27 protein-coding genes are annotated in these 25,148 nt (G+C 28.2%); all 27 read right to left on the reverse strand.

The genetic code is table 11. From position 1 onward, the window contains the following. Positions 1–36 precede the first annotated feature (36 nt). The 27 genes from BUB01_RS10685 to spoIVB all read right to left on the reverse strand — a co-directional run bounded on the left by BUB01_RS10685 (position 37) and on the right by spoIVB (position 25,001). A complete protein-coding gene (locus BUB01_RS10685) occupies positions 37–1,062 on the reverse strand; it encodes an AI-2E family transporter (protein WP_072987128.1) in 1,026 nt (341 codons plus the stop codon). After that, a complete protein-coding gene (locus BUB01_RS10690; protein WP_072987130.1) occupies positions 1,046–1,552 on the reverse strand; it encodes a PRC-barrel domain-containing protein in 507 nt (168 codons plus the stop codon). Before BUB01_RS10690 ends, BUB01_RS10685 begins: the two co-directional genes overlap by 17 nt. Before the next feature lie 217 nt (positions 1,553–1,769). Next, entirely contained in the window at positions 1,770–2,846 is a 1,077-nt protein-coding gene (gene mnmA, locus BUB01_RS10695; protein ID WP_072987132.1) for a tRNA 2-thiouridine(34) synthase MnmA, read from the reverse strand. 17 nt (positions 2,847–2,863) lie between these two features. Continuing rightward, complete coding sequence (gene nifU, locus BUB01_RS10700) at positions 2,864–3,298, reverse strand: Fe-S cluster assembly scaffold protein NifU (RefSeq protein ID WP_072987134.1); 435 nt, start codon at positions 3,296–3,298, stop codon at positions 2,864–2,866. 2 nt (positions 3,299–3,300) lie between these two features. Then, positions 3,301–4,485: a cysteine desulfurase NifS gene (gene nifS / locus BUB01_RS10705; RefSeq protein WP_072987136.1), complete on the reverse strand. Its 1,185-nt coding sequence runs from the start codon at positions 4,483–4,485 to the stop codon at positions 3,301–3,303. Between the two features lies 1 nt (position 4,486). After that, on the reverse strand, positions 4,487–4,939 hold the full coding sequence (locus BUB01_RS10710) for an RrF2 family transcriptional regulator (RefSeq protein WP_072987138.1): 453 nt from the start codon (positions 4,937–4,939) through the stop codon (positions 4,487–4,489). A gap of 197 nt (positions 4,940–5,136) precedes the next feature. Beyond that, positions 5,137–6,378, reverse strand: a complete 1,242-nt coding sequence (locus BUB01_RS10715) for a replication-associated recombination protein A (protein ID WP_072987140.1) — start codon at positions 6,376–6,378, stop codon at positions 5,137–5,139. A 254-nt stretch (positions 6,379–6,632) separates the two neighbouring features. Then, on the reverse strand, positions 6,633–7,823 hold the full coding sequence (locus tag BUB01_RS10720; protein ID WP_072987142.1) for a hypothetical protein: 1,191 nt from the start codon (positions 7,821–7,823) through the stop codon (positions 6,633–6,635). Continuing rightward, positions 7,808–8,830 carry a hypothetical protein gene (locus tag BUB01_RS10725; RefSeq protein WP_072987144.1) on the reverse strand — a complete coding sequence of 341 codons (1,023 nt, stop codon included), beginning with the start codon at positions 8,828–8,830 and terminating at the stop codon, positions 7,808–7,810. The genes BUB01_RS10720 and BUB01_RS10725 overlap by 16 nt, the downstream gene beginning before the upstream one ends. Before the next feature lie 92 nt (positions 8,831–8,922). Beyond that, positions 8,923–9,738, reverse strand: coding sequence for an acetyl-CoA carboxylase carboxyltransferase subunit alpha (locus tag BUB01_RS10730; RefSeq protein ID WP_072987147.1), 816 nt, complete (start codon positions 9,736–9,738; stop codon positions 8,923–8,925). Further along, positions 9,738–10,607 (reverse strand): acetyl-CoA carboxylase, carboxyltransferase subunit beta, encoded by an 870-nt coding sequence (accD, locus tag BUB01_RS10735; protein ID WP_072987150.1) that lies wholly within the window; start codon positions 10,605–10,607, stop codon positions 9,738–9,740. Before accD ends, BUB01_RS10730 begins: the two co-directional genes overlap by 1 nt. After that, entirely contained in the window at positions 10,607–11,953 is a 1,347-nt protein-coding gene (locus BUB01_RS10740) for an acetyl-CoA carboxylase biotin carboxylase subunit (RefSeq protein ID WP_072987152.1), read from the reverse strand. The genes accD and BUB01_RS10740 overlap by 1 nt, the downstream gene beginning before the upstream one ends. 8 nt (positions 11,954–11,961) lie before the next feature. Continuing rightward, positions 11,962–12,384 carry a 3-hydroxyacyl-ACP dehydratase FabZ gene (fabZ, locus tag BUB01_RS10745; protein WP_072987155.1) on the reverse strand — a complete coding sequence of 141 codons (423 nt, stop codon included), beginning with the start codon at positions 12,382–12,384 and terminating at the stop codon, positions 11,962–11,964. Between the two features lie 3 nt (positions 12,385–12,387). Then, a complete protein-coding gene (accB, locus tag BUB01_RS10750) occupies positions 12,388–12,870 on the reverse strand; it encodes an acetyl-CoA carboxylase biotin carboxyl carrier protein (RefSeq protein WP_072987158.1) in 483 nt (160 codons plus the stop codon). A 9-nt stretch (positions 12,871–12,879) separates the two neighbouring features. Next, positions 12,880–14,115, reverse strand: a complete 1,236-nt coding sequence (gene fabF / locus BUB01_RS10755) for a beta-ketoacyl-ACP synthase II (protein ID WP_072987161.1) — start codon at positions 14,113–14,115, stop codon at positions 12,880–12,882. A gap of 12 nt (positions 14,116–14,127) precedes the next feature. Continuing rightward, positions 14,128–14,868, reverse strand: a complete 741-nt coding sequence (gene fabG, locus BUB01_RS10760; RefSeq protein ID WP_072987164.1) for a 3-oxoacyl-[acyl-carrier-protein] reductase — start codon at positions 14,866–14,868, stop codon at positions 14,128–14,130. A gap of 10 nt (positions 14,869–14,878) precedes the next feature. Further along, positions 14,879–15,811 (reverse strand): ACP S-malonyltransferase, encoded by a 933-nt coding sequence (gene fabD, locus BUB01_RS10765; protein ID WP_072987167.1) that lies wholly within the window; start codon positions 15,809–15,811, stop codon positions 14,879–14,881. A gap of 83 nt (positions 15,812–15,894) precedes the next feature. Beyond that, the gene (gene acpP / locus BUB01_RS10770) at positions 15,895–16,119 is read right to left on the reverse strand and encodes an acyl carrier protein (RefSeq protein WP_072987170.1); all 225 of its coding nucleotides are present in this window, start codon (positions 16,117–16,119) and stop codon (positions 15,895–15,897) included. Between the two features lie 48 nt (positions 16,120–16,167). Beyond that, positions 16,168–17,136, reverse strand: coding sequence for a beta-ketoacyl-ACP synthase III (locus tag BUB01_RS10775; RefSeq protein WP_072987173.1), 969 nt, complete (start codon positions 17,134–17,136; stop codon positions 16,168–16,170). Between the two features lies 1 nt (position 17,137). Continuing rightward, positions 17,138–17,602 (reverse strand): MarR family winged helix-turn-helix transcriptional regulator, encoded by a 465-nt coding sequence (locus BUB01_RS10780; protein ID WP_072987176.1) that lies wholly within the window; start codon positions 17,600–17,602, stop codon positions 17,138–17,140. A 406-nt stretch (positions 17,603–18,008) separates the two neighbouring features. Continuing rightward, entirely contained in the window at positions 18,009–19,313 is a 1,305-nt protein-coding gene (locus tag BUB01_RS10785; RefSeq protein ID WP_072987178.1) for a pyrimidine-nucleoside phosphorylase, read from the reverse strand. A 157-nt stretch (positions 19,314–19,470) separates the two neighbouring features. Continuing rightward, positions 19,471–20,343, reverse strand: a complete 873-nt coding sequence (locus BUB01_RS10790; RefSeq protein ID WP_072987181.1) for a tyrosine-type recombinase/integrase — start codon at positions 20,341–20,343, stop codon at positions 19,471–19,473. A 41-nt stretch (positions 20,344–20,384) separates the two neighbouring features. Then, the gene (gene spoIIM, locus BUB01_RS10795) at positions 20,385–21,017 is read right to left on the reverse strand and encodes a stage II sporulation protein M (protein ID WP_159433234.1); all 633 of its coding nucleotides are present in this window, start codon (positions 21,015–21,017) and stop codon (positions 20,385–20,387) included. A 119-nt stretch (positions 21,018–21,136) separates the two neighbouring features. After that, positions 21,137–21,655 (reverse strand): NUDIX hydrolase, encoded by a 519-nt coding sequence (locus tag BUB01_RS10800; protein ID WP_072987188.1) that lies wholly within the window; start codon positions 21,653–21,655, stop codon positions 21,137–21,139. A gap of 11 nt (positions 21,656–21,666) precedes the next feature. Next, positions 21,667–22,464, reverse strand: coding sequence for an SGNH/GDSL hydrolase family protein (locus BUB01_RS10805; RefSeq protein ID WP_072987191.1), 798 nt, complete (start codon positions 22,462–22,464; stop codon positions 21,667–21,669). 320 nt (positions 22,465–22,784) lie between these two features. Next, positions 22,785–23,600 (reverse strand): sporulation transcription factor Spo0A, encoded by an 816-nt coding sequence (gene spo0A, locus BUB01_RS10810; RefSeq protein WP_072987194.1) that lies wholly within the window; start codon positions 23,598–23,600, stop codon positions 22,785–22,787. Positions 23,601–23,816: 216 nt separating this feature from the next. Further along, the gene (gene spoIVB / locus BUB01_RS10815) at positions 23,817–25,001 is read right to left on the reverse strand and encodes a SpoIVB peptidase (protein ID WP_072987197.1); all 1,185 of its coding nucleotides are present in this window, start codon (positions 24,999–25,001) and stop codon (positions 23,817–23,819) included. Positions 25,002–25,148: the final 147 nt, after the last annotated feature.

A 25,148-nucleotide genomic window follows, 5' to 3' on the forward strand; every position in this document is an offset into this window, starting at 1 on the left:
ATATGAAAAAATTCAAACTATGTCAATACTATATATTTAAAATAAGTTATAATTAATATCTTCATAAATTACTTTTATTATCACTCCAATTGGAACAGCTAAAATCATTCCAATAAAACCTCCTAATTTATCACCTATTAAAAGTAATATTATAACTATCAAGGGATGCATACTTACACTTGTTGAAGTTATTTGAGGAGATAATATATTTCCCTCTATTTGTTGAATTAATATACACATAATAAAGGCTAAAATAGCCTTAGAGGGTGAATTAGCTAATGCTATTAAAATTATAGGAATTGAACCCAATATAGCTCCAAAGTATGGTATTATATTAACTATTGCATTAAGTATAGATAAAAATATAGGAAATTGTATTTTTAATATAATTAATCCTATAAAGGTTAATACACCAACAATTAAACATAGTATAAGTTGACTTAAAATATATTTACCTAATACCCTATCTACATCATCTTCTAAATCCTTTATTACCTTTCTTTTAGTTGAAGAAAATAGGAGCAAAAATTTTTTATTTATAATATCACTATCAGCTAAAAAATAGTAACTTACTATAGGAACTACAGCTAAAGATAATATATCTTCAGAAAAATCAATTATAGCATCTATAAATTTAGAAGAATAATTTGCAATTAACATATTTACGCGCTCAGATAATTGCTCATATAGTACCGAAAATATTTTATAATTGGAGTCCTTAAATCTAGAATTTAGATTCATCATTAAGTCATCTAAACCCTTCATTATACTCTCTATATTAACACTTTCTTTGAATATTTTTGGTAAAAACAAAAAAATTATAGATAATGTTACTACCATTACAGCTAAAATTAATAAAAATGCAACTATCCTATTATTTATTTTATATTTTTCTATTATAGAAATATATATAGGCTTTAAGCTATAAGAAAGAATAAAAGAAAATACCAATATTTTTATTGTCTCTTTCACGAAATCAAATTTTTTCAAATATAATATACTTATTATACATACTATTATAATTAAAAGTTTTATTATATTTTTTTTAAAGGTTTTTTTCATAACATTCTTCCCTTTTCAAAAAATTATGTGGCACAGATGTTAATATTATTTTTTCATCTCCACAATAAAGCATTTCTGAATCACCTAAAATAGTATTTTTTATTAAAATAATTTTTTTACCATAAAATATCTTATCTAAAAAACCTGTAGATACTATTAATCCTTTTATGTTAAAATTCATTAAATCAACTAATATATCTTCTATTACCCCTAGCATTTTGCCAAATTTATTTATAACCTCCATTCCTTTAATATCATCAAAAGAAAATTCTTTTTTATTTTGTATTCTCCTTACTATTATACATCCATCAATACTTATTAAATCAGTTATATCTACATAATTTCTATTTGAAAGCATTTTAGGATTAACTATAAAACCAATTATTTTTTCATTATAATAATCAAGAGCTATATCCTTTACTCTTCCTCTAAAAATACCTTTATCATCATAAACTTTCATAGATATAAAATCTTTCATTCTATAACTCATGGATTATCACCCCTCATTTTCATATTGTTACCTAAAATAATAAAAAAATGCATAAAAGATAATCCTATATAAAATTCAGTTTTTTTCTTACGGATAAGAAAATTTATATCATCTATTTATACAATATTAAATATTAATTATAACTAACTTTATAATTATAAATTCATACTGTAAAAAAAGGATTAGTTTTAGTAAATAAACCAAAACTAATCCTTTTTTATAATATTTTTTCTATGATTCCACCGCCAACTACAACATTCCCTTGATAAAAGACAACTGACTGCCCCTTTGTTATAGCTCTTTGTTTATTTTTAAAACTAACTCTAATCTTACCATCTTTTTCAGGGTAGATTATAGCTTCTGCTGGTTTTGCAGAATATCTTATTTTAGCTTGAAGCTCCATTGGCTCTTTAAGCTCTGATATAGATATAAAGTTTATATCATTAGCTAGCAAATCTGTTTTAAATATATCTTCTTCTGGTCCTATAACAACTTCATTAGTAATAGGATTTATATCTGTAACAAATACTGGTCTTCCAAGTGCCAAACCTAACCCTTTTCTTTGACCTATAGTATAATAAACTATTCCTTTATGCTTTCCTAAAATATTACCTTCTTTATCTACAAAATTACCTTGCTTAACCTTTCCAGGCTTAGCATTTAATATAAAGTTACCATGATTATTATCTGGAATAAAACATATTTCTTCACTATCTTTTTTATTATGAACATCTAAACCAATTTCTTTAGCTATCTCTCTTATTTTATCCTTTGTATATTCTCCACAAGGCATAAGAGTTCTTTCTAATTGATATTGAGTTAAATTATATAATGCGTAAGTTTGATCTTTTTTATCATCATCAGCTCGTACAAGACAGTATCTACCATCTACTTGTTCTATTTTAGCATAATGTCCTGTTGCTACATAATAAGCTCCTATACCTTGCGCTTTTCTTAATAAGTCGTCAAATTTCAAATGCTTATTACACTGAATACAAGGATTAGGAGTTCTACCATTTATATATTCTTCTACAAAATAGTCAATTACCTTTTCCTTAAACTTATCTCTAAAATTAAGAACATAGAATGGAATATCTAATTTCTCAGCCACTCTTCTTGCATCATCTACTGCTGAAAGCGAACAACATCCACCTTCTCTTTCTTCGTACTCTTTATCATCTTGCCATATTTGCATGGTCACACCTATTACATCATAACCTTGCTGTTTTAAAAGGTAGGCAGCAACTGAGCTGTCTACCCCTCCACTCATACCTAAAACTACTTTTTTATTCATGTTAATCACACGCTTCCTTATTCTTCACCATGTACATGATCGTGAATGTCATGGGAATGTTCTTCAAAATCCCAAAGTTCTAATCCTTGTGACTGTCTGTAATCATTTATAGCTTTATGAATAGCTTCCTCTGCTAATACTGAACAATGCATTTTAACCGGTGGAAGTCCATCTAATGCTTCTGCTACTGCTTTGTTTGAAAGCTCCCATGCTTCTTCTAATGTTTTTCCTTTTATAAGTTCTGTTGCCATACTTGAAGAAGCTATAGCAGATCCACAACCATAAGTTTTGAATTTAACATCTTTAACTACGTTATCTTCAATTTTAAGGTATATCTTCATTATATCTCCACATTTAGCATTTCCAACTTCACCAACACCATTTGCATCTTCTATTTCCCCAACATTTCTTGGATTTCTGAAATGTTCCATTACCTTATCACTATATATCATAATTATTTATCTCCCTTCTTTAAGAAATCTTCCCATAGTGGTGACATTTCTCTTAACCTTTTTATTATAGGTGGTATAACTTCTAAAACATAATCAACTTCTTCTTCAGTTGAATTTTCTCCAAGAGTTAATCTTAAAGATCCATGAGCTATTTCATGTGGAAGTCCTATTGCAAGTAATACATGTGATGGATCTAATGATCCTGATGTACAAGCACTACCACTTGAAGCACATACTCCTTCAAAGTCTAATGATAAAAGAATTGATTCCCCTTCAATAAATTCAAAACAAACATTAACGTTACCTGGTAACCTCTTATCACCTTTAGGTCCATTTAATCTTGTATACGGAACCTTTAAAAGTCCATCTATAAGCTTATCTCTTAAGAACGTCATCTTTTCAGCATGACTTTCTAAATTATTATTAGCTATTTCTATCGCTTTACCAAGACCTACTATCCCCGGTATGTTTTCAGTTCCGGCCCTTCTAGCTCTTTCTTGAGAACCACCATGAATTAAATTATCTATTCTTATACCTTTTCTTATATATAAGGCACCAACACCCTTAGGTGCATATATTTTATGACCAGCTAAAGAAAGTAAATCTATATTCATTTCTTTAACATCTATTTTAACATTACCTATTGCTTGAACTGCATCTGTATGGAAAAATATTTTCTTTTCCTTACAAATTGCTCCTATTTCTTTAATAGGTTGTATAGTTCCTATTTCATTATTTGCAAACATAATTGAAACTAATATAGTTCTATCAGTTATAGCATTTTTTAAGTCATCTATATTAATAAACCCTTCGCTGTCAACATCTAAATAAGTAACCTCAAAACCTTGTTTTTCAAGATATTGACAAGTATGTAAGACAGCATGATGTTCTATTTTACTTGTTATAATATGATTTCCTTTATTTCTATGAGCATAAGCTATTCCTTTTATAGCCCAATTGTCAGCCTCAGAACCTCCCCCTGTAAAATAAATTTCATTTAAATCACAGTTTAAAGTTTTAGCCACATTACCTCTAGCTTTATCAATAGCCATTTTAGTTTCTCTTGAAACTGCATAAAATGAGGATGGGTTACCAAATTTTTCAGTGTAGTAAGGAATCATTTCTTCCAATACTTCTGGCTTTACAAATGTTGTGGCAGCATAATCCATATATACAACTTTGTTCATTTTATTCACTCCTATTCACTAACTTAATCCCTTTATTTTTATCTTTAATAGCCTCAGCATCATTAACTATATCTTGTAATGTTACTGAGTTTAAAACCTCATCAATACTTTTTTTGATTTTTTCCCACAATAATTTAGTAGCACAACTATCCAAATTATCACAGTATGCACCTTCTATACAGTCTGCAATCTCTATAGGACCCTCTAACACGTTCATTATATCTGCAACTGTTATTTCTTTAGGTTCTCTATTTAAAACATAGCCTCCTTGTGCTCCTCTAATACTCTTTATAAGCTTTGCTTTTCTAAGAGGACTAAACAGTTGTTCTAAATAATATTCAGATATATCCTGTCTTTTAGATATTGATTTAATTGAAACGGGCGCTTCACCATAATGTATTGCTAAATCAACCATAGCTTTTACACCATATTTGCCTTTGGTAGATAACTTCATCTACTCACCCCTTTATTATTTTATAATGTACTTTACTTGATTATAATATCAAATCCGAGTATTTATGTCAACAATAAACTTGAACTTAAATTTCTAATTAATCACTAATTTTTGTATTCTTTTCTCACAAGAAATACCATTTATTTTTATAAATTTAACTAAGAATCTGATAAAAATTTATCATTTTAACATTACTCTTATTTTATATTTTGCCAATACTTCTTAATACTTATTTCATACTTATTTTCCTGTTCTTCATAATAGGTTACATCTTCCAATTCTTTTGGTAAATATATCTGATCTACATAATTATTTTTATAATTATGAGGATATTTATACCCACTAACTCCTAATTTTTCTGCACCAGAATAATGTGAGTCTTTAAGATAACTTGGTATATCACCAATATTTTTAGTTTCTAAATCCTTCATAGCTAAGCTTATAGCTAAGTATGCACTATTCGACTTTGGAAGAGTGGCTAAATATATAACTATTTCTGAAAGTATTATCTGAGCTTCTGGTAATCCAACCTTTAAAGCAAGTTCTAAACCTGAATTTACAACAGTTAAAGCGTTTGGATGAGCAAGTCCAATATCCTCTGCTACAATTACTCCCAATCTCCTAGTTATAGCTATTAAATTTCCAGATTTAATAAGTCTTGCAAGATAATGAATAGAGGCATTAGGTTCACTCCCTCTTATGCTCTTTTGAAGTGCACTTAATAAATTATAAAACTCATCTCCACTAGCATCAGCCCTCATATGTGATTGCTCTAGGCTTTCAATATATTCAACTGAAATATTTTTCTCATATGCCATCTGAGAATTTATAGCTAGCTCTAAGATATTATAAGCTTTTCTATAATCTCCTTGAGAAATTTGAGCAATATATATCAACGCTTCATTTGTATAATTTATTTTTATTCCTTCATAAATTATCTTTTTTAAAGCCTTTTCAAGACCTATTTTTATTTCTTCTAAATCTAATGGCTTAAAGTTAAATATATTACACCTACTAATTAATGCTTTATGTATTGCAAAATACGGATTTTCTGTAGTACTTGCTATTAAAGTCACTCTACCATTTTCAATAAACTCTAATAATGCTTGTTGCTGTTTTTTACTAAAATGTTGCAATTCATCAATATATATAACTACACCATTATAATTAAGTAAGCTGTCTAAGCTTTCTGTTATTTCTTGTATATCTTTAACTGAGGCCGTAGTTGCATTTAGCTTATAAAACTTTTTATCAACATAATTAGCCATTATATTAGCTAATGTTGTTTTACCAGTACCTGGCGGCCCATACAATATACAATTAGGTATTGCTTTGTTTGTTATTAAATTATATAGCGGCTTACCCTTAGCTACTATTTGCTTCTGACCTATAAAATCTTCAAGCTTAGTTGGTCTCATTATTTCCGCAAGTGGTTTCATTATTTCACCTCTTAGTTTTTCAATTTAATCTATATGCTACATTTTAACTTTACTTTTAAAAATATTCAAATATATATATCAATTTAAAATCTACATTTCTATTAATACATTTGTTAAACACAAAATAAAGATAATATTTAATTTAATTTGTAGAAAGCATATTACAACATATATACATAAAAAATAAAGCTATAGTAAGATTTTTTTACTATAACTTTATATTAATTAATTAAAAAAGTGCTTATAAAGCACTGTTAAAAAACTTCAAGATAGGCTTTTACACTTACATATATACTATTCTCTAGGACTTTACTTACAAACACATCAAAGACTTCTCCATTTACTATTTGTTTAGTTATATTATCACTTATATTTTTTATATATTCAGTAAATGGTAATTTAAACTCTTCGCTAAAGATAGGCGCTTGAATATTTTTAGTTGAATATGTTAATTTAACCACTATAAATCCATTAACAACATTTCCTCCACCAACTATATATGGAATTCCATCCTTTATGCTTTCAGGACCTAAATATTTTTCTTCCTTTACTATAACTAAGCTTCCATAATAATCATATATTTCACTAACTTCATCTTCATATGAATTATTTTTAAACATCCCACAAACTGAAAACTCCTTAATTGCAGAATATCCATAAAACACAATAGGTATATTTGACTCATATTTCTTTATCTCTAATTTTTCTAGTTCTTGCCTAAAGGATATTTTAGGTACTATCTTGCACCATGTGTCGGCGAATACTGTTACTCTTACAGAAAAATTGATAGTAAAATCTTTCTCTATATAAAATTCATCTGTTACTCCTAATTCAAAGCCTTCATTCCAAGATTTCCATTCACTCTTAATATTGTTTATCCTTAAGCTTTCATCTACTAATACTGTATTCTTTGGAATATCAATATAAACTTTTATTAAAGATTTTACATTTCCTTTATATTTAACCTTACACATATATGATATTACTTGATTTACATTTACTTTTTTCTTATCACAAAACACTTGATTACTAAATTCATTCCATTTTACTTTTAAAATATATTTATTACTTAGAACTTCCTCTATTACTCTAATATCATTTTTCATATATTCATATGTTAGTTTAAATAATAAACTTTTACTCTGAATATTGCTTTCTGTTATAACCTGTGCTTTAAACTTTATTTCGATTTCCTTATTTTTATCTACATCCTTATAAAGTTTATTTAAATCAATTCCTTTTTGAATATTAATATCCTTAAATTCTATGTTATTTATTCTTAAACTGTCATCAATAAATTTAATATGATCAAGGTCTCCAAAGCATATTTTTATATTAAGAAAATCAATATATAGACTTTCTATGATTGCGCATATTTCAAACTCTTCATAATCATAAACTTCGTTACTAGAGGCTTTAACTAAAAACTTTATATCCCTGTCCATTTTTCACTGCCTCCCATAAAGCCTTCACCATATATATAAGCTTCTAATTTAACAAATGAAAAATATACGCTTCTTATGATTAGATATCTTTTATTAAAACTGTATATATTGCTATCTAATGTATAAAAACAAACATTATTTTTATTTATCTTCTCTATATTATTACCCTTAGAAAAAGATATTGTTAATGGTCTTAAGAGATTTTTAATTAAATATTCTTCGTTACAATCATAGGTTTCGTATTTTATACTATATATCATAAATCCATCTATACAAACTTTGTTTGAAAGATTTAACTCTCCATCATAATTAATATAATCACTTAAATATTGATTTCTTATATTTCTTATAGAAATAATATTTTCACAATTATTAAAACTAATAATTTTCTTTAATCTGCCTTTAAAGCTATTTAAATCTATTAAAAATATATCTGTATACAGTTTTAAAAACTCAGTTTTTTCCTTACTTAACGAATTAAGTTCATCTATTGAAATTACTCCACTCACTTCTTCATATATAGTTTCCTTCTCTTCTACTAAATAACTATTTTCTGAATAACCAGTAGATATTATAATCTTACATATTCCATCTATATATTCATCTTTAATAATATCTATACTGGAGCTTTCAACAAATGTATAGAATTTATATCTATTACTAAAATTATTTTGATTTACATATATAATAACTGAAAACGGACTATACCATTCATAATTATACAACTGTTCACAATTTTCTTTAGTAGTATAATTTATGTTATAACAAACTAATCCATCAACTAGTATGCCTTTCTTAATTTCAATGAAACTTTTTGCTTCCCTAGCATTTGGCACGATAATATTTTTTGTTTTTAAAATTTTAATATTAATACTTTTTTTTCTTATTTGATTAATATTTTTTACCGCAATTCTACTTATATTTTTAAAATCAGTATAACCTATAGAATCTTTTAATATCTCATTAAACTCTGATAAGTTATAAAAATTGCTCTTTACTGCATACAAATACTTTGCCTCCATAATATTATTACTATATATATGTATGTTAAATATTATTGCTATAATACAAAAAGTACGACATATTATTATGTCATACTTTAAAGATTGCACTGTATGCTTCTAAATTTATTATATCTATCATTAAGCAAATCATTTATTTCCTTAACTTTTAATTCTCCTATTATTAACATAAGTTCTTTTTTAAGCGTAAGAGCCATCCTTTGCGGATTTTTATGTGCTCCACCAAATGGTTCCTTTATAACCTTATCTATAACTTTAAAATCCTTTAAATTCTGGGCTGTAAGCTTCATAACTTCAGCAGCTTCTTTTGCTCTGGAAGAGTCTTTCCACAAAATTGCTGCAAACCCTTCTGGAGTTAAAACCGAATATATAGAATGTTCTAACATAAGTACTTTATCACCTACTGCTAGAGCTAAAGCTCCACCACTCCCACCCTCTCCTATAATAACAGATATTATTGGGACTTTAATTCCCATCATTTCTACTAAGTTTTGCGCAATTGCTTGCCCCTGTCCTCTTTCCTCAGCACCAACTCCACAAAAAGCACCTGGAGTGTCAACCAAACATATTATAGGTCTATTAAATTTTTCAGCTTGTTTCATTAATCTAAGAGCTTTTCTATACCCTTCCGGATGTGGCATACCAAAGTTTCTCATTATATTTTCCTTAGTATTTTCACCTTTAACAATAGCTATTACTGTAACACTTACCCCATCTAAACTAGCTATTCCACCTACTATAGCTTTATCATCTCTAAAATTTCTGTCTCCATGAAACTCAATAAAATCATCAAAAATATTATTTATATAAAACTTTCCAGTAGGTCTTTCATTTAGTCTAGCAGTTTTTACTTTCTCCCATGTATTCAAGGTATTAATAAGTTCTCTTGCCATCATCTCACCTCATGTAACTGTAAAATCTTATATAATGTTTTTTTCATTTCACGTCTATCAACTATTTTATCAATAAACCCTTTTTCTAAAAGAAATTCTGCTGTTTGAAATCCATCTGGCAAATTTTCATTTATTGTTTTTTCAATAACCCTTCTTCCTGCAAAACCTATAAGTGCTTTAGGCTCACTTATTATTATATCGCCTTCCATAGCAAAGCTTGCAGTAACTCCACCAGTTGTTGGATCTGTAATTACGGTTATATATAACAGGTTAGCCTCGCCATGTCTATAAATAGCTCCACTTATTTTAGCCATTTGCATAAGTGAAAATATTCCTTCTTGCATTCTAGCTCCACCTGATGTTGTAAAAATTATTAATGGCAACTTATTTGCTGTAGCGTATTCTATAGCCCTTGTTATTTTTTCACCAACAGCTGTCCCCATACTTCCCATCATAAAATTAGAATCCATAATACAAGCTACAGTTTTAATATTATTTATTAATCCTTCGCCTGTTACAACAGCTTCTTTTAGCTCAGTTTTTATCCTTATACCTATTAGTTTTTCATTATATCCTTTAAAATCCAAAGGATTCTTACCTACTAAATCAATATCAAACTCTTTAAAAGTATCTGTATCAAAAACATATTCTACTCTTTCTACTGCACCAATTCTAAAATGATATCCACAATTTTGACATACCTTTAAATTTGAATTCAAATCTTCTGTATATATTATAGTCCCACAATTTTCACACTTACTCCACATTCCAGTAGGTATATTAGGTTTTTCCTCTTCCTTACTTATTTCTTCAAGAGGCATACTACTTATAGTAAAGTATTTTCTTTTATTTAATAAATCCTTAAGCATTATTTATTCACCAACTTATCCTTTAAAAATGAAGTGTCATAATCTCCTTTTTTAAATTCTTTGCTGTTTAGTATTTTAAAATGTAAGTCTATATTTGTAACAATACCATCTACAACAAATTCATCTAAAGCTCTCTGCATCTTCATTATAGCTTCATCCCTTGTACTTCCATGTACAATAAGCTTTCCTATCATTGAATCATAACAATGTGGTATCTTATACCCTGCATATATAGCACTATCCAATCTTACACCAAAACCACCTGGAAAATTTACATCCTCAATGAGACCAGGGCATGGTCTAAAATCATTACTAGGATCTTCAGCATTTATTCTACATTCAATAGCATGGCCTTTTATCCTCAAATCTTCTTGTATAATATCAAGCTTATCTCCATTTGCAATTTTAATTTGCTCTTTTATCAAATCTATACCTGTAATCATTTCAGTAATAGGATGTTCAACTTGTATTCTAGTATTCATTTCCATAAAATAAAACTCTTTATTTTTATCTACTAAAAATTCAATTGTTCCTGCATTTGCATAATTAACAGCTTTTGCAGCCCTTTTTGCAACCTCTCCCATATTACTTCTTACTTCTTCTGATAAGAAACTTGATGGAGCCTCTTCCATAACTTTTTGATTTCTTCTTTGAACTGAACAATCTCTTTCAAATAAATGAATTACATTACCATGCTCGTCTGAAAGTATTTGAAACTCTATATGCTTTGGATTTTCTATAAATTTTTCAATATATATTGTATCATCACCAAAATTAACTTTAGCCTCACTTCTAGCTGTACTATATCCATTTAAAAATTCTTCCGTATTATAAGCTATTCTTATACCTTTACCACCACCGCCAGCCGCAGCTTTTATCATGACAGGAAAACCTATTTCTTTTGCTATTTCTAACCCCTGCTCTTCTGAAACTATTTCACCCTCAAACCCTGGAACTACAGGAACATTAGCATCTTTCATAACTTCTCTAGCCCTTGCCTTATTTCCCATAAGCTCTATAGCCTTATAATCTGGACCTATAAATTTTATATTACATTCTTTGCACATTTTAGCAAACTTACTGTTTTCAGATAAAAAACCAAAGCCTGGATGAATAGCTTCTGCACCGGTTAATACACAGGCACTTAAAATATTTTGTATATTTAAATAACTATCTTTTGATTTATATGGTCCTATACAAACACTTTCATCTGCTAGTTTTACATGAAGGGCATCTCTATCTATTTCTGAATAAACTGCAACTGTACTAATACCCATCTCTCTACAAGCTCTTATTATTCTAACAGCTATTTCTCCTCTATTGGCAATTAATATCTTTTTAAACATGTTATCACCTAACCTATAGCAAATAAAATTTCTCCTTCTAAGGCCTTCTGGCCATCTACTGTAGCTATAGCCTTTCCAATTCCAATTTTGCCTTTAAGTCTAATTATTTCAACTTCAAGTTTCAATACATCTCCTGGAATAACTTTTCTTTTGATTTTAAGCTTATCTATTCCTGCTAGATATCCTGTTTTACCTTTAAACTCATCCTTTGAAAGCATAGCTACTGCTCCAACTTGAGCTAAAGCCTCTATTATAAGCACACCTGGCATTACTGGTTCATTCGGAAAATGTCCTTGAAAAAAGGGCTCATTTATTGTTACATTTTTATATCCTACAGCTTTAATACCTGGCTCCAATTCTTCTACTTTATCTACTAATAGAAATGGATATCTATGAGGTAAGATTTCTTTAATTTCTTTAATATTTAACATACTCTACGCCCTCCTAATTTTAAATAATGGTGCTCCATATTCAACCATGTCTTCATTGTTAACCATTATTTCTACTATTTCTCCATCTACATCACTTTCTATTTCATTCATGAGCTTCATAGCTTCTATTATGCAAAGAACTTGACCTTTTTTAATCTTAGATCCAATTTCTACAAATGCAGGTTTATCAGGCGCTGCTGATTTATAAAAACTACCTACTATAGGAGCCTTTACAACCACTATATCTTTATCATCAATTAGTTCTTCTTTTATATCTATCTCTTCTCTTATAGTTTCTGTTTTTTTATTAGACAGTACCACTTCTTCTACAACTTCAGTCTCTCTTTTTAATTCATTTGTTTCATTATTATTTCTTGTTAGTGATTTATCCATTTTTATAAATCCATCACCTATTTTAACTTCAAAATAAGCTATATTCGATTCATTTATCTTATCTATAAGAGCTTTAATTTCTTTTATATCCATTTAAATCACCTATTCCCATTTTTTAAATACTAAAGTAGCATTATGTCCTCCAAAACCTAATGAGTTTGAAAGTGCATATTTAATCCTCTGTTTTCTCCCTTCATTTGGAACATAATCTAAATCACAATCTTCATCTCTAACCTTAAGACCTATCGTTGGTGGTACAAAACCTTCTTCTAAAGCCTTTATGCATATAACTGCTTCAATAGCTCCTGCTGCTCCAAGTAAATGTCCTGTCATAGATTTAGTTGATGAAACTGGCACCTTATAAGCATATTCATTAAATACCTTTTTTATTGCTATAGTTTCAAATTTATCATTATATGGTGTACTTGTTCCGTGTGGATTTATATATGATATTTCTTCTTTATCTATATTTGCTTCATTTATAGCCATTAACATAGCTCTAGCAGCCCCATCACCTTCTGGATCTGGAGATGTTACATGATAAGCATCACAGGTAGCACCATAACCTACAATTTCTCCATATATCTTAGCACCCCTATTAAGCGCATGCTCTAAACTTTCTAAAACTAATATTCCAGCACCTTCGCCAATAACAAATCCATTTCTTTCCTTATCAAAAGGTATTGAACTTCTATTTATATCATTACTTGGATTAAGGGCTTTCAAATTACTAAAACCAGCTACTCCTATTTTAGTAATAGGTGCTTCTGCTCCACCAGCTAACATTATATCAGTATACCCATGCTTAATGTTTCTAAACGCCTCACCTATAGAATTAGTTCCAGCGGCACAAGCTGTAACTACTGATGTACTTAATCCTTTAGCACCATACTTAATAGCTAAATTTCCTGATGCCATATTTATTATTGTCATTGGAATAAAAAATGGAGATATTCTCCTTGGCCCCTTTGAAAACAATTTTTCATATTCAGCTTCCATAGTAGAAAATCCACCTATACCTGAACCTACAATAACCCCAAATCTATTTTTATTAATTTTATCTAAATCTAAATTTGAATCTTTTATAGCCTCATCTGCTGCTGCATAAGCAAAGTGGCAAAATCTATCAAGTCTTTTAGCTTCTTTCTTATCAAAATACTTATCTACACTAAAGCCTTTTACTTCTGCTGCTATTTTTACATCAAAACCCTCAGTATCAAATAGGCTAATATAATCAACTCCGCACTTTCCAGATTTTATATTGTTCCAAAAACTATAAACATCATTTCCTACAGGAGTCACAGCTCCCATTCCTGTAATAACTACTCTATTTATCATAAAATCACCACCTTACATTACCATTCCACCATCTATATTTATAACTTGACCTGTTATATAATCTGATGCGTCACTTACTAAAAACCCTACAACTTCAGCTACATCTTTAGTTGTTCCAATTCTCTTTAAAGGTATTGAAGTTTGTATTACTTCTTTAGCCTTTTCTGACAATTCCTTAGTCATATCAGTATCAATAAATCCAGGCGCCACAGCATTTACATTTATTCCTCTTGAACCAAGCTCTTTTGCTAATGATTTTGTCATTCCTATAACTCCAGCCTTTGAAGCCGCATAATTAACTTGACCTGCATTTCCAATTAACCCTATCACTGATGAAATATTTACTATTTTACCATGTCTTTGTTTTATCATTATAGGACTTACACTCTTTAAACAATTAAAAGTACCCTTTAGATTAACTTCTATAACATTATCAAAATCTTCTTCTTTCATTCTTAGTATTAAACCATCTCTAGTTATCCCTGCATTATTAACTAATACATCTATAGTTCCAAAATACTCTTTAGCTTTTTCTATTAATTCTCTGGCCTCTACAACTTTACTTATATCACCTTTTACTATAAGTGATTTAACTCCCAAAGCCTCTACCTCAGCTTTTAATGTTTCAGCTTCACTATCCTTACTTCTATAATTTATGACTATATTAAATCCTAAACTTGCTAGTTTTAAAGCTATAGCTCTCCCTATTCCTCTAGTAGCTCCTGTCACTATAGCACATTTCCCTTTTAGCATAAAAAACCACCTATCCCTTAATTACTTTTATAGTATTTTCTAAAGAATCTTTATCCTCAACATTTAATACGATAGCATCTCTTTTTATTTTTTTCACAAATCCCCCAAGAGTTTTTCCTGGACCAATCTCAACAAACGTATCTATTCCCATAGCTATCATTTTTTCTATATTTTGCTTAAAAAGTACAGATGCCATAACTTGAGTTTTCAATAACTCCCTTACATCTGCACCTTTAGGATATATATCACCTAATACATTAGACATCACAATAGCATCTGTTCTTTTAATTGTTACTTTATTAAGTTCATCCATAAGTTTATCAGCTGCTGGCTTTAATAATGATGAATGAAACGGTGCAGATACTGGCAATTTTTTAGCCTTTCCTCTTAGTTCTTTAGAAAGCTCAATAACTTTATCTAAAGCTTTGTTTTCTCCTGCAACTACAATTTGTCCTGGACAATTATAGTTTGCAGCTTCTACCTTACCCTCATAAGATGCTTTTTTAAGAACTTCTTCTACTATTTCATCTTTTAGACCTAAAATTGCAACCATACCACCAACACCTAAAGGTACTGCTTCCTGCATAAACTTGCCTCTTTTATTTACAAGAGGTAACGCTTCTTCAAAATTCAAAACCCCACCATAAATAAGTGCTGAATATTCACCAAGACTTAATCCACAACTTGCATAAGCTTCTATATGATTTTCTTTAAGAATCTTAAGTGCCGCCATGTTAACTGCCAATATAGCAGGTTGTGTTATTTCAGTTTTACCTAATTCATCTTTGCTTCCATTAAAACATATTTCTTTTATGTCAAAGCCTAAAGCTTTATTTGCAACTTCAAAAACTTTTTTACATTCTTCATAATTTTCATACAAATCTCTTCCCATACCAGGATATTGAGCACCTTGCCCAGCAAATAAAAATCCTATTTTTTTCATTTAGCCCTCCGTATTTAAGACATTATCAAATACTTTTTTCTATTTAAGAGGTCAGATAAAAATTATCTGACCTTCAACATAAATTAAGCTTCTATTTTTGATTCAACATATTTTACAGCATCTTCAACTTTTTTAATTTTTTCAGCATCTTCTAATTGGATTCCAAACTCTTCTTCTATTTCAATTATAACTTGGAATAAATCTAAAGAATCTGCTCCTAATTCCTCAAAAGTAGTTTGTAAATTCACCTTATCTTCTTCAATTCCTAATTGTTCAACTATTATTCCTTTAATCTTTTCAAAAACCATTTATAGTACCTCCAAATATTTATTACAAATTTATAAAAATTTTTATTTTTACCATTCTATAAGTGTTGCTCCGTAAGTTAAGCCTCCACCAAAACCAACTAATATAATTTTATCTCCTTTTTTAAGCTTTCCCTCTTGAAACATTTCATATAAAGCAAGTGGTACACTTGCACTAGAAGTATTGCCATACCTATCAAGATTTATATAAAATTTTTCTATAGGAAATCCTAACTTTTTACTTGCATAATCAATTATCCTTAAATTTGCTTGATGTGGAATTATATAAGTAATATCTGAAATGTTCAAATCTGCTTTTTTAAGCACTTTGCGTGTTGCTTCTACAATAACTCTAGTTGCAAATCTAAAAACTTCTTGACCATTCATACTAATATAATGTGCCCTTTCCTCGGCCTTTACAAAAGGGTTTCTAACCGGAATTCCATCTATTTTAAGAGCATTCCACTTATCACCTTCTGCCATAGTATGAACTGCCATAATTCCATTTTCTTCTGTAGCCTTAATAACAGCAGCTCCTGCTGCATCTCCAAATAGAACACAAGTCCTTCTATCTGTCCAATCTGTAACCTTTGATAAAGTCTCAGCTCCAACAACCAAAACTATTTTTGCCTCTCCAGATTTTATTAACGAATTTGCAAGTTTAACTCCATACAAAAATCCTGAACAAGCTGCATTTATATCTAATGCAGAAGCATTAACAGCCCCTATATTATTTTGGACTATACATGAAACTGATGGACAAAACATATCTGGACTAACAGTAGCTACTATTATATGATCTACATCATCTGCTTTTATAGATGCATTTTTAAGTGCTTCTATACATGCCCTAGTTGCCAATTCTGAAGTATCTTCATCTATAGATACCCTTCTCTCCTTTATTCCAGTTCTCGTTAATATCCATTCATCACTTGTATCTACAAACTCTGATAGTTTATCGTTAGTCACTATATTGCTAGGAACATATGCTCCTAATCCAACTATTTTAGAATTAATCATGTTATTTCTCCTTAGAATTAGTTAATTTATACTTCTCCTTAAAAAAACTAGTTAATTTATCTAACGAGGATATTAAAACTTCTTCTTCTTGCTCATTTAGTCCTATAATAGTAGCCTGTATCATTTCTTTATGAAATTTATCATGTAATCTATAAGCAAGTTTACCTTTTTTAGTAAGCTCAACCATAACTACACGCCTGTCTTCTTCTATTCTTTTTCTTTCTACATAGCCTTTTTTAATTAATTTATTTATAGCTGTTGTAAGAGTTCCTACAGTAATTTTAAGATCTGCAGCTACTTCAGACATAGTTCTTGGCACATACATGCCTATAGCTTCAATAGTATGTATTTCTGTAACAGATAAATCTGATAACACACCATTTTTAAGTTCATTTTGTTCAATATGAAGAATATCGTTAAATAATTCTACTAAAAGCTCATTAAGTATATATTCACTATTTTTCATTTGATTCAGCTCCTTTATTTACTTTCAATTTTAATATTAATAGCTTTAGAAAAAATTATCAATTTTATTTTTGCTTTTAGTATACTTTGATTATCAAACCTTTTTGTTTGATAATCAAAATATACATCAATCAAACTACTTTGTCAATCTATATTTTGTTAATATTTTAAAAATTAACTTATGTAGCAAAACTTATCTTCTGTTGGAATCCAGACTACAACTAAGGCTATTTACAATTTTAATGCATCTAAATTCCTATAAAGGACAAAGTGCCCACACTTATTTGATTAAGAATTAAAAATGAATAACTAATAGCTCTAAACTTAGATTTTATAATCCTTATTTTTTTATATTTTTCTTATATAAAAAAAATCACTACTTTTTAGTAGTGATTTTTTCAAATTGATTATCTTACTATATCATAAATTAAAGGAATATTATTTTCATAACCTTCAACTATTTCATAATTGGCTAATATATCTTTAACTGCCTTATTTCCTTTTTCTAAATCATTAGCATGAACGTAAGCTATAATATCTCCTACAGCTACTTCATTGCCTCTTTTCTTATTTAAAATTATACCAACAGCTTGATCTATTATACTTTCTTTAGTTGCTCTTCCAGCTCCTAGCTCCATAGCTATTATACCTATATTTTCAGAATGAATTTTAGATACTTTACCTGATTTTTCTGAAATTACAGGTATTATATGTTTAGCTTTTGGGAATTTTGAAGTATCATCTATACATTCAATATCTCCACCTTGTGCTGCAATAAATTCTTTTAATTTATTTAAAGCTGATCCTGATTTTATAGTTTCTTTCAACATTTCTTTAGCTTCTTTTACTGTGTTTGCTTTTTTAGCTAATACAACCATATTGCTTCCAAGTTCTAAACAAAGCTCTACTAAATCTTCAGGACCTTCACCTTTTAAAGTTTTTATTGCTTCTTCAACTTCTAACGCATTACCTATCGCTAATCCTAAAGGTTGATCCATATCTGAAATTATAGCTACTGTATTTCTTCCTATATGTTTTCCTATTTCAACCATTTCAGTTGCTAAAATCTTTGCATCTTCTGGAGTTTTCATGAAAGCTCCGTCACCAACCTTAACATCTAAAACTATAGCATCTGCTCCTGCTGCTATTTTTTTACTCATTATGCTTGATGCTATTAATGATACATTATCAACTGTAGTTGTAACATCTCTTAATGCATATAATTTTTTATCTGCTGGCGCAAGATCTCCTGTCTGGCCAACTAAAGCCAATTTTATACTATTAACATTTTTTATAAATTTATCTTGTGGCATTTCAACTGAAAAACCTTTAAATGCTTCTAATTTATCTATTGTTCCTCCAGTATGACCAAGACCTCTACCTGACATTTTTGCAACAGGAACACCAAGAGCTGCTACCATAGGTCCTAAAACTAATGTTGTTGTATCACCAACTCCACCTGTTGAATGTTTGTCTACTTTTATTCCTTCAATAGCACTCAAATCTAATATATCACCTGAATTAACCATAGCCATAGTTAAATCTGAAGTCTCTCTCTTATTCATTTTTTGAAAATAAATAGCCATTAATAAAGCTGATACTTGATAATCAGGAATATTACCTTTAGTATATCCATCAACGAAAAACTCTATTTCCTCTTTTGTTAACTCATGTCCATTTCTCTTTTTTAATATTAAGTCGTACATTCTCATAATTCTTTTCCTCCATCTTCCATCTGAATATTTGTGGTAACCTTTTCATAGTTATATTATAATATTACAACTATTATTTAAAAAATTCAATACATTTTTTCTTGTAATCCGTAAAAATAAAAGACTTTCTTCAAAAGAAAGCCTTTTCAGTGTTATTTTATGCTCTTGGGTGTGTTTTTTTGTAAATACTATTTATTTTTTCTTTATTTATTATGTCATAATAGATATCTATATATGTCATAACTTGATTACCTAATAATTCTTGTACAACTTTAGCATTTGCACCATTTTGTAATAAGTGTACAGCAAATGAATGTCTAAAAGTGTTTAAATTAACTTCTTTTTTTATTCCTGCAGAAGCTGAACATTCTTTTACTATCATCCAAACTCCTTGTCTGGTTATTGGATCACCATTCATATTTATAAATAGTTTATCATTATCCCTACTTATATACTTTCTCACCTCTATATATCTCTTTAAAGATTCTTTGGCTTCTCTTCCTATAGGAATTAATCTTTCGTAACCTTTGTTATCCTTACATTTTACATAGCAAAGTTCTAAATCAACATCTTCTAAATCTAACGAAATAAGCTCTGATACTTTCATCCCTGTTGCATACATCAATTCTAATAAGGCTTTATCTCTAAGACCCTTATCAGTTGTTGATGTAGTAGAATTCATTATCTTTGTTATTTCATCTACAGATAATATTATAGGCTTCTTCCTTTCCACCTTATCTCGTTGCGCATTAAATGGAGGAACCTTTGCTATAACATTTTCAGCAACTAAAAAACTATAAAAATTTCTTAAAGCAATTATTGTACGTTGAATAGATGATGTTGATTTTTTGGATTGTGTTAAGTACTGAACATACGCTGTTAAAGAGTATCCTTCTTCGTTGATTTCATATTTATTAGCTTCTATGAATTTCAAATACATTGATACATCAGTAACATATGCACTTATGGTATTTTTTCTCTTCCCAATGGAGTTTAAGTAATTTTCATACTTAAGTAATAAATCTCTCATTCTTTCTCCTACCTTAAATATTATATCCACTATTATTTATATTAACTTATCATTTTAGTAATTACTAATCTTATTAAATTTGGCGAAATATACGTCTCAATTAATATACCAAATACTAACATAATAATTATAAAAATATAACTATTTATATATTCTTTTGAAAACTTTGAAGAAATATCAGCTTTTTGCGAAACTTTTGTCTTCAGTCTTATAATAGAATATTTTAATGCTATAATACTTGATACAAATACACATATTATAAAAACAATATTTTGTGGTACTAAAGCTATAAATGCCATTAATATTCCCTTGTTTCCCATTATAGCTACAAGCATCGAAAAGGTAAATCCTATAATATACCCTTTGATTAAATCCATTATGAGTATAAATGGTGTACCTATAATTGTAAAGCCTAGTAATATAATAATTACAATAAAAATCAAATTATTTTTTATACTATCCCATATAATTCCTGTGTAATTTATAGGATTATTTTTTAATACACCTATAAAGTTAGTATAATAACTTGATAACTCTTTTTTATCTACTTCGCTCATATAAAATACAGTATATGATCCAAGTACTAAACCTATTAAAAAAAATAATAATATACATAAAAATATACCTTTATTTTCTTTTATAGCTCCATTTACACCACCTAAATATTTTTTCAAAATATACCCCTCCCTTGCTTTAGACATATCTAAAAAATATCCAAAATATGCCTTATGCTTAAGTCTATGCTTAACATAATAAATATATTCTAAAAAAAAACAACAACTTAAAGTTGTTGTTAGAGGTAGCCAAAAGCCGCTATAGTTTTGGCATCTTTTATATAACCTTTTTTTATCATAGCTTTTATTTCATTGATAGAATAGGCTTTAACGTTTATAAATTCATCTTCATCTAATGAAGTCTTTCCTTTTGTTAAATTAGTTGCTTTAAAAATATAAATAATCTCATCACAAAATCCTGGAGCTGTAACAAATTTTCCTAAATACTCAACTTTATCTGCTATATAACCAGTTTCTTCTTTAAGTTCTCGTATTGCAGCCTTAATAGGTTCTTCTGTATTATCTAACTTACCAGCTGGTATCTCTAAAATTATTTCATCTAAAGCCTTTCTAAATTGTTCAATTAAAATAATTTTATTCTCTTCTGAAAATGCAACTATTGCTACTGCACCTGGATGCTTTATTATGTCTCTAAAGCCAATTTTACCATTAGGTAATTTAACTTTTTGATTAACTACTGTTAAAAAAGAACCTTTATGAATGAGTTTTTCTTCTAATAATTCTTCTTCTAACTTCATTAACTTCACCTCTATTTATATAATTTATCTTTTACTTTATAATCTATTTTTTTGTTTTCCTTATTATTTAACTTTATCTTGTCAAATATAGCTGTTGAATATAGATCATATCCATCATCATTTGGATTTATATTGTCTTTTGTTAATTGTTTGTATGGTTTTGGTGAATCTGCAAATGCTTCACGTAAATCTATTAAATTTAATTCATAATATTCTTTTATTTTTTTTATTTCATTTGGAACTTTATCAAATTTACGTAAGGAATTTTCTACAACTAAAAAAATTTCTGTTTTATCATTTCTTTCAATTATATTATTTAAAAAATTTTCATATTTAGGTCCAAATTCCTCTATCTTAGCATTTCTATCATTATATCCTGAACAAAGCAATATTAAGTCATATTGTTTTTTATTTTTATTATATAAATCTAATCTTTCTGATAATCCACCATTATTTATAATATGTTCAATAGTAACTTTTGAGTTATATGTATTTTCAATATACTTTTTCAATTTTTCATTCCAATTATTTTCTTGTTTTATCACGCCTTCACTATTAGCTATCGAATCTCCTATTATACAAATTGAAATGTCTTCTTTGTTTTTAAGCTTAATATATAAATCTTTCTTTTCTTTTTCATTTACTTTTTTATCTTCTTTTTGTAAACTTACTTTTTTATCTTCACTTTTAACAACTATATTTTTGTTTTCTTTATTATTTTTAATATTACCTAATATAATAACTGCTACAAGTGCAACTAGCAAAAGAAAACATAATATAACTGCACTTTTTTCCTTTTTTGTGTCCATCCCTTTTCCTCCTAATTTTATAATAAATATTATAACATATATATCCTTATTTATGAATAATATCCCTACAATTAACTATTTTCTATTAAAAGCTTTATTCTTAAAAATAATATTCTATAATATTCTCCTTACGTAAATAAACTCAAATCATCAGGAGTTATAAAATCTTGCTAATAATTTTGCAAAAAAATACCTTCAATCAATTGTGAATATACTCAACTGATTGAAAGTATTTCCTATAATTACTTAATATACTCAATCTAGATTTTAAATTTTAAGTTATTTATTCAAGATTTTTTTAACTAATTTTCTTCTAAATATTAGCTAACCTTATTCTTAAGTCTTAATTTATCAGCTACCATAGCAATAAATTCACTATTTGTAGGCTTGCCTTTATCATTGTGAATAGTATATCCAAATAGCTTATTGATAGATTCCATTTGTCCTCTTCCCCAAGCTACTTCAATAGCATGTCTTATAGCTCTTTCTACTCTTGACGCAGTAGTATTATATTTTTTAGCTATAGATGGATATAATTCTTTTGTAACTGCTGATAAAAGTTCCATATCATTAACTACCATAGTAATAGCCTCTCTCAAATACATGTATCCTTTTATATGAGCTGGTACTCCAATTTCATGAATTATATTTGTTATTTCTGCTTCTAAATCTAAAGGTTCTTTTTTCTGCTCTAATTTAACTTCAGGTATTTCAATAAATGAAACTGTTTTTTTATTACTGTCACTTGATATCGTATTATTAAACATTTGTCTTATCCTTTTAGTGAATACATCCATGTCAAAAGGTTTTACAACATAATAATCTGCTCCAAGAGTTATAGCTCTTTGAGTTATTTTATCTTGTCCAACAGCTGATAAAACTATTATTCTAGGCATTGGATTTAAATTCATAGACGTTAATCTTTCTAAAACTCCAAGTCCATCCAAATGAGGCATAATAATATCTAAAACTACTAAATCTGGTTTCTTTTCTTGGATTAATTCTAAAGCTTCTAATCCATCCTTTGCTATTCCTGTAACTATAATATCCCTTTGATTTAGTAAATAATCGTTTAAAATATTACAGAATTCTTTATTATCGTCTGCTATTAATACTGATATTTTTGAGTCTTGCATAATATCTCCCCTTCATACTCCATTGATTTACATTTATTTAAATTCGACAAAACTTATTTAAATCCTTCTTAAATTTAAATAAAATTTAGAAAACATTGAAATTTTTTACAAATATATAATACCAAAAAGATACATATTAAATATCTTTTTGGTATTATTATAACATAAAAACATGTTAATTTGTTCTTTTTATTAGAATTTTTGCAATATTTTCTTTTAATTAATTATACCAGCATCTTTAAGCATCCATTCTATATATATACCATATCCCACATCTGGTTTATTTACAAGTACATGTGTAACAGCACCTATTATCTTTTTATCTTGAATTATTGGTGATCCACTCATACCTTGAACTATTCCACCAGTCTTTTTCAACAATTCTTCATCAGTTACCTTTATTACCATACTTTTAGGTCCTGGTATATCTTGAGGTAAAAGCTTAATTATTTCTATATCATATGCTTTAGGACCTTCTTCATCTATTGTAGTTATAATTTGTGCTTTACCTTCTTTTACTTCATCCCTAAAACCTACCTTTAGATAATTTTGATTTCTGAAATAATTCTTATTTCCATCTATTTCTCCAAATATACCACATTGAGTATTATTTTTTACATTTCCTAAAGGATTTTCTTCACTTATAAATATACCTTTTAATTCTCCTGGTGCTCCTTTTTCTCCTTTTTTAACACTAATTATAGATGATTTTATTAATTTACCATCCTTTACATTTAGAAGTACATTAGTATCATTATCTGTAATTGGGTGTCCCAATGCACCATATTTATTATTTTTAACATCATAAAAAGTCATAGTTCCAACTCCAGCAGTTGAATCCCTAACCCAAAGACCAATCTTAATACTTTCATCTTCAGCTACTTTTATAGTTTTTATTTTTTTATTTACAATTTCTCCTTTTCTATTAATCTCGATATTAACCTCTTGCTTATTAATCTTTTTCAATTTATTAGATAAATCTTTTGAATCCTGAATTTTAAAATTATCTATTTTAATTATAGTATCTCCAAGTTCTATACCACCAAGCTTACCTGGGCTTTCTAAAATTTTATCATTTATTGTTATATTAGAATACCCTACAACAATAACTCCCTCTGTAGATATTTTAACCCCAACCGGATTTCCTCCTGCATATATCTTTAAATCCTCATTTGTTTTTGAAAATGTAGGTTTAATTGAAGTTTTTTCTGTTTCCTTATACTTATTTATTAATTTTTTTTCATTATTTGCATTCTTTGAAGTTGTTAAGGGTAAAATATTATTACTCTTACTTAGGTATAAGCTTTTTGATTCATAACTTATACTAGAAGATACGTACAAGAATAGACCTAATAATATTAACATAAAATTTAATTTATTAAAAAATTTTTTCTTGTTCATTATATCTCCTCCTTCCTTTTGTAATTATAATTTACCCTTTTTTAAAAATGCTTATGCTATATTAACTTTGTTATTATAGCCAATATATTTTAAAGTATTCTAATATTATCATTGTATAAGAAAAAATTTCTTAGCTAAAAACTATAT

It is taken from the genome of Clostridium cavendishii DSM 21758, assembly GCF_900141845.1.
Taxonomy (GTDB): Bacteria; Bacillota; Clostridia; order Clostridiales; family Clostridiaceae; genus Clostridium_AG; species Clostridium_AG cavendishii.

What these genes read in the sequence shown, in the direction of transcription:
- BUB01_RS10685 (WP_072987128.1), bottom strand. Translation starts at nt 1,062, where the DNA reads ATGAAAAAAACCTTTAAAAAAAATATAATAAAACTTTTAATTATAATA.
- BUB01_RS10690 (WP_072987130.1), bottom strand. Translation starts at nt 1,552, where the DNA reads ATGAGTTATAGAATGAAAGATTTTATATCTATGAAAGTTTATGATGAT.
- mnmA (WP_072987132.1), bottom strand. Translation starts at nt 2,846, where the DNA reads ATGAATAAAAAAGTAGTTTTAGGTATGAGTGGAGGGGTAGACAGCTCA.
- nifU (WP_072987134.1), bottom strand. Translation starts at nt 3,298, where the DNA reads ATGATATATAGTGATAAGGTAATGGAACATTTCAGAAATCCAAGAAAT.
- nifS (WP_072987136.1), bottom strand. Translation starts at nt 4,485, where the DNA reads ATGAACAAAGTTGTATATATGGATTATGCTGCCACAACATTTGTAAAG.
- BUB01_RS10710 (WP_072987138.1), bottom strand. Translation starts at nt 4,939, where the DNA reads ATGAAGTTATCTACCAAAGGCAAATATGGTGTAAAAGCTATGGTTGAT.
- BUB01_RS10715 (WP_072987140.1), bottom strand. Translation starts at nt 6,378, where the DNA reads ATGAAACCACTTGCGGAAATAATGAGACCAACTAAGCTTGAAGATTTT.
- BUB01_RS10720 (WP_072987142.1), bottom strand. Translation starts at nt 7,823, where the DNA reads ATGGACAGGGATATAAAGTTTTTAGTTAAAGCCTCTAGTAACGAAGTT.
- BUB01_RS10730 (WP_072987147.1), bottom strand. Translation starts at nt 9,738, where the DNA reads ATGGCAAGAGAACTTATTAATACCTTGAATACATGGGAGAAAGTAAAA.
- accD (WP_072987150.1), bottom strand. Translation starts at nt 10,607, where the DNA reads ATGCTTAAGGATTTATTAAATAAAAGAAAATACTTTACTATAAGTAGT.
- BUB01_RS10740 (WP_072987152.1), bottom strand. Translation starts at nt 11,953, where the DNA reads ATGTTTAAAAAGATATTAATTGCCAATAGAGGAGAAATAGCTGTTAGA.
- fabZ (WP_072987155.1), bottom strand. Translation starts at nt 12,384, where the DNA reads ATGTTAAATATTAAAGAAATTAAAGAAATCTTACCTCATAGATATCCA.
- accB (WP_072987158.1), bottom strand. Translation starts at nt 12,870, where the DNA reads ATGGATATAAAAGAAATTAAAGCTCTTATAGATAAGATAAATGAATCG.
- fabF (WP_072987161.1), bottom strand. Translation starts at nt 14,115, where the DNA reads ATGATAAATAGAGTAGTTATTACAGGAATGGGAGCTGTGACTCCTGTA.
- fabG (WP_072987164.1), bottom strand. Translation starts at nt 14,868, where the DNA reads ATGCTAAAAGGGAAATGTGCTATAGTGACAGGAGCTACTAGAGGAATA.
- fabD (WP_072987167.1), bottom strand. Translation starts at nt 15,811, where the DNA reads ATGAAAAAAATAGGATTTTTATTTGCTGGGCAAGGTGCTCAATATCCT.
- acpP (WP_072987170.1), bottom strand. Translation starts at nt 16,119, where the DNA reads ATGGTTTTTGAAAAGATTAAAGGAATAATAGTTGAACAATTAGGAATT.
- BUB01_RS10775 (WP_072987173.1), bottom strand. Translation starts at nt 17,136, where the DNA reads ATGATTAATTCTAAAATAGTTGGATTAGGAGCATATGTTCCTAGCAAT.
- BUB01_RS10780 (WP_072987176.1), bottom strand. Translation starts at nt 17,602, where the DNA reads ATGAAAAATAGTGAATATATACTTAATGAGCTTTTAGTAGAATTATTT.
- BUB01_RS10785 (WP_072987178.1), bottom strand. Translation starts at nt 19,313, where the DNA reads ATGAGAATGTACGACTTAATATTAAAAAAGAGAAATGGACATGAGTTA.
- BUB01_RS10790 (WP_072987181.1), bottom strand. Translation starts at nt 20,343, where the DNA reads ATGAGAGATTTATTACTTAAGTATGAAAATTACTTAAACTCCATTGGG.
- BUB01_RS10800 (WP_072987188.1), bottom strand. Translation starts at nt 21,655, where the DNA reads ATGAAGTTAGAAGAAGAATTATTAGAAGAAAAACTCATTCATAAAGGT.
- BUB01_RS10805 (WP_072987191.1), bottom strand. Translation starts at nt 22,464, where the DNA reads ATGGACACAAAAAAGGAAAAAAGTGCAGTTATATTATGTTTTCTTTTG.
- spo0A (WP_072987194.1), bottom strand. Translation starts at nt 23,600, where the DNA reads ATGCAAGACTCAAAAATATCAGTATTAATAGCAGACGATAATAAAGAA.
- spoIVB (WP_072987197.1), bottom strand. Translation starts at nt 25,001, where the DNA reads ATGAACAAGAAAAAATTTTTTAATAAATTAAATTTTATGTTAATATTA.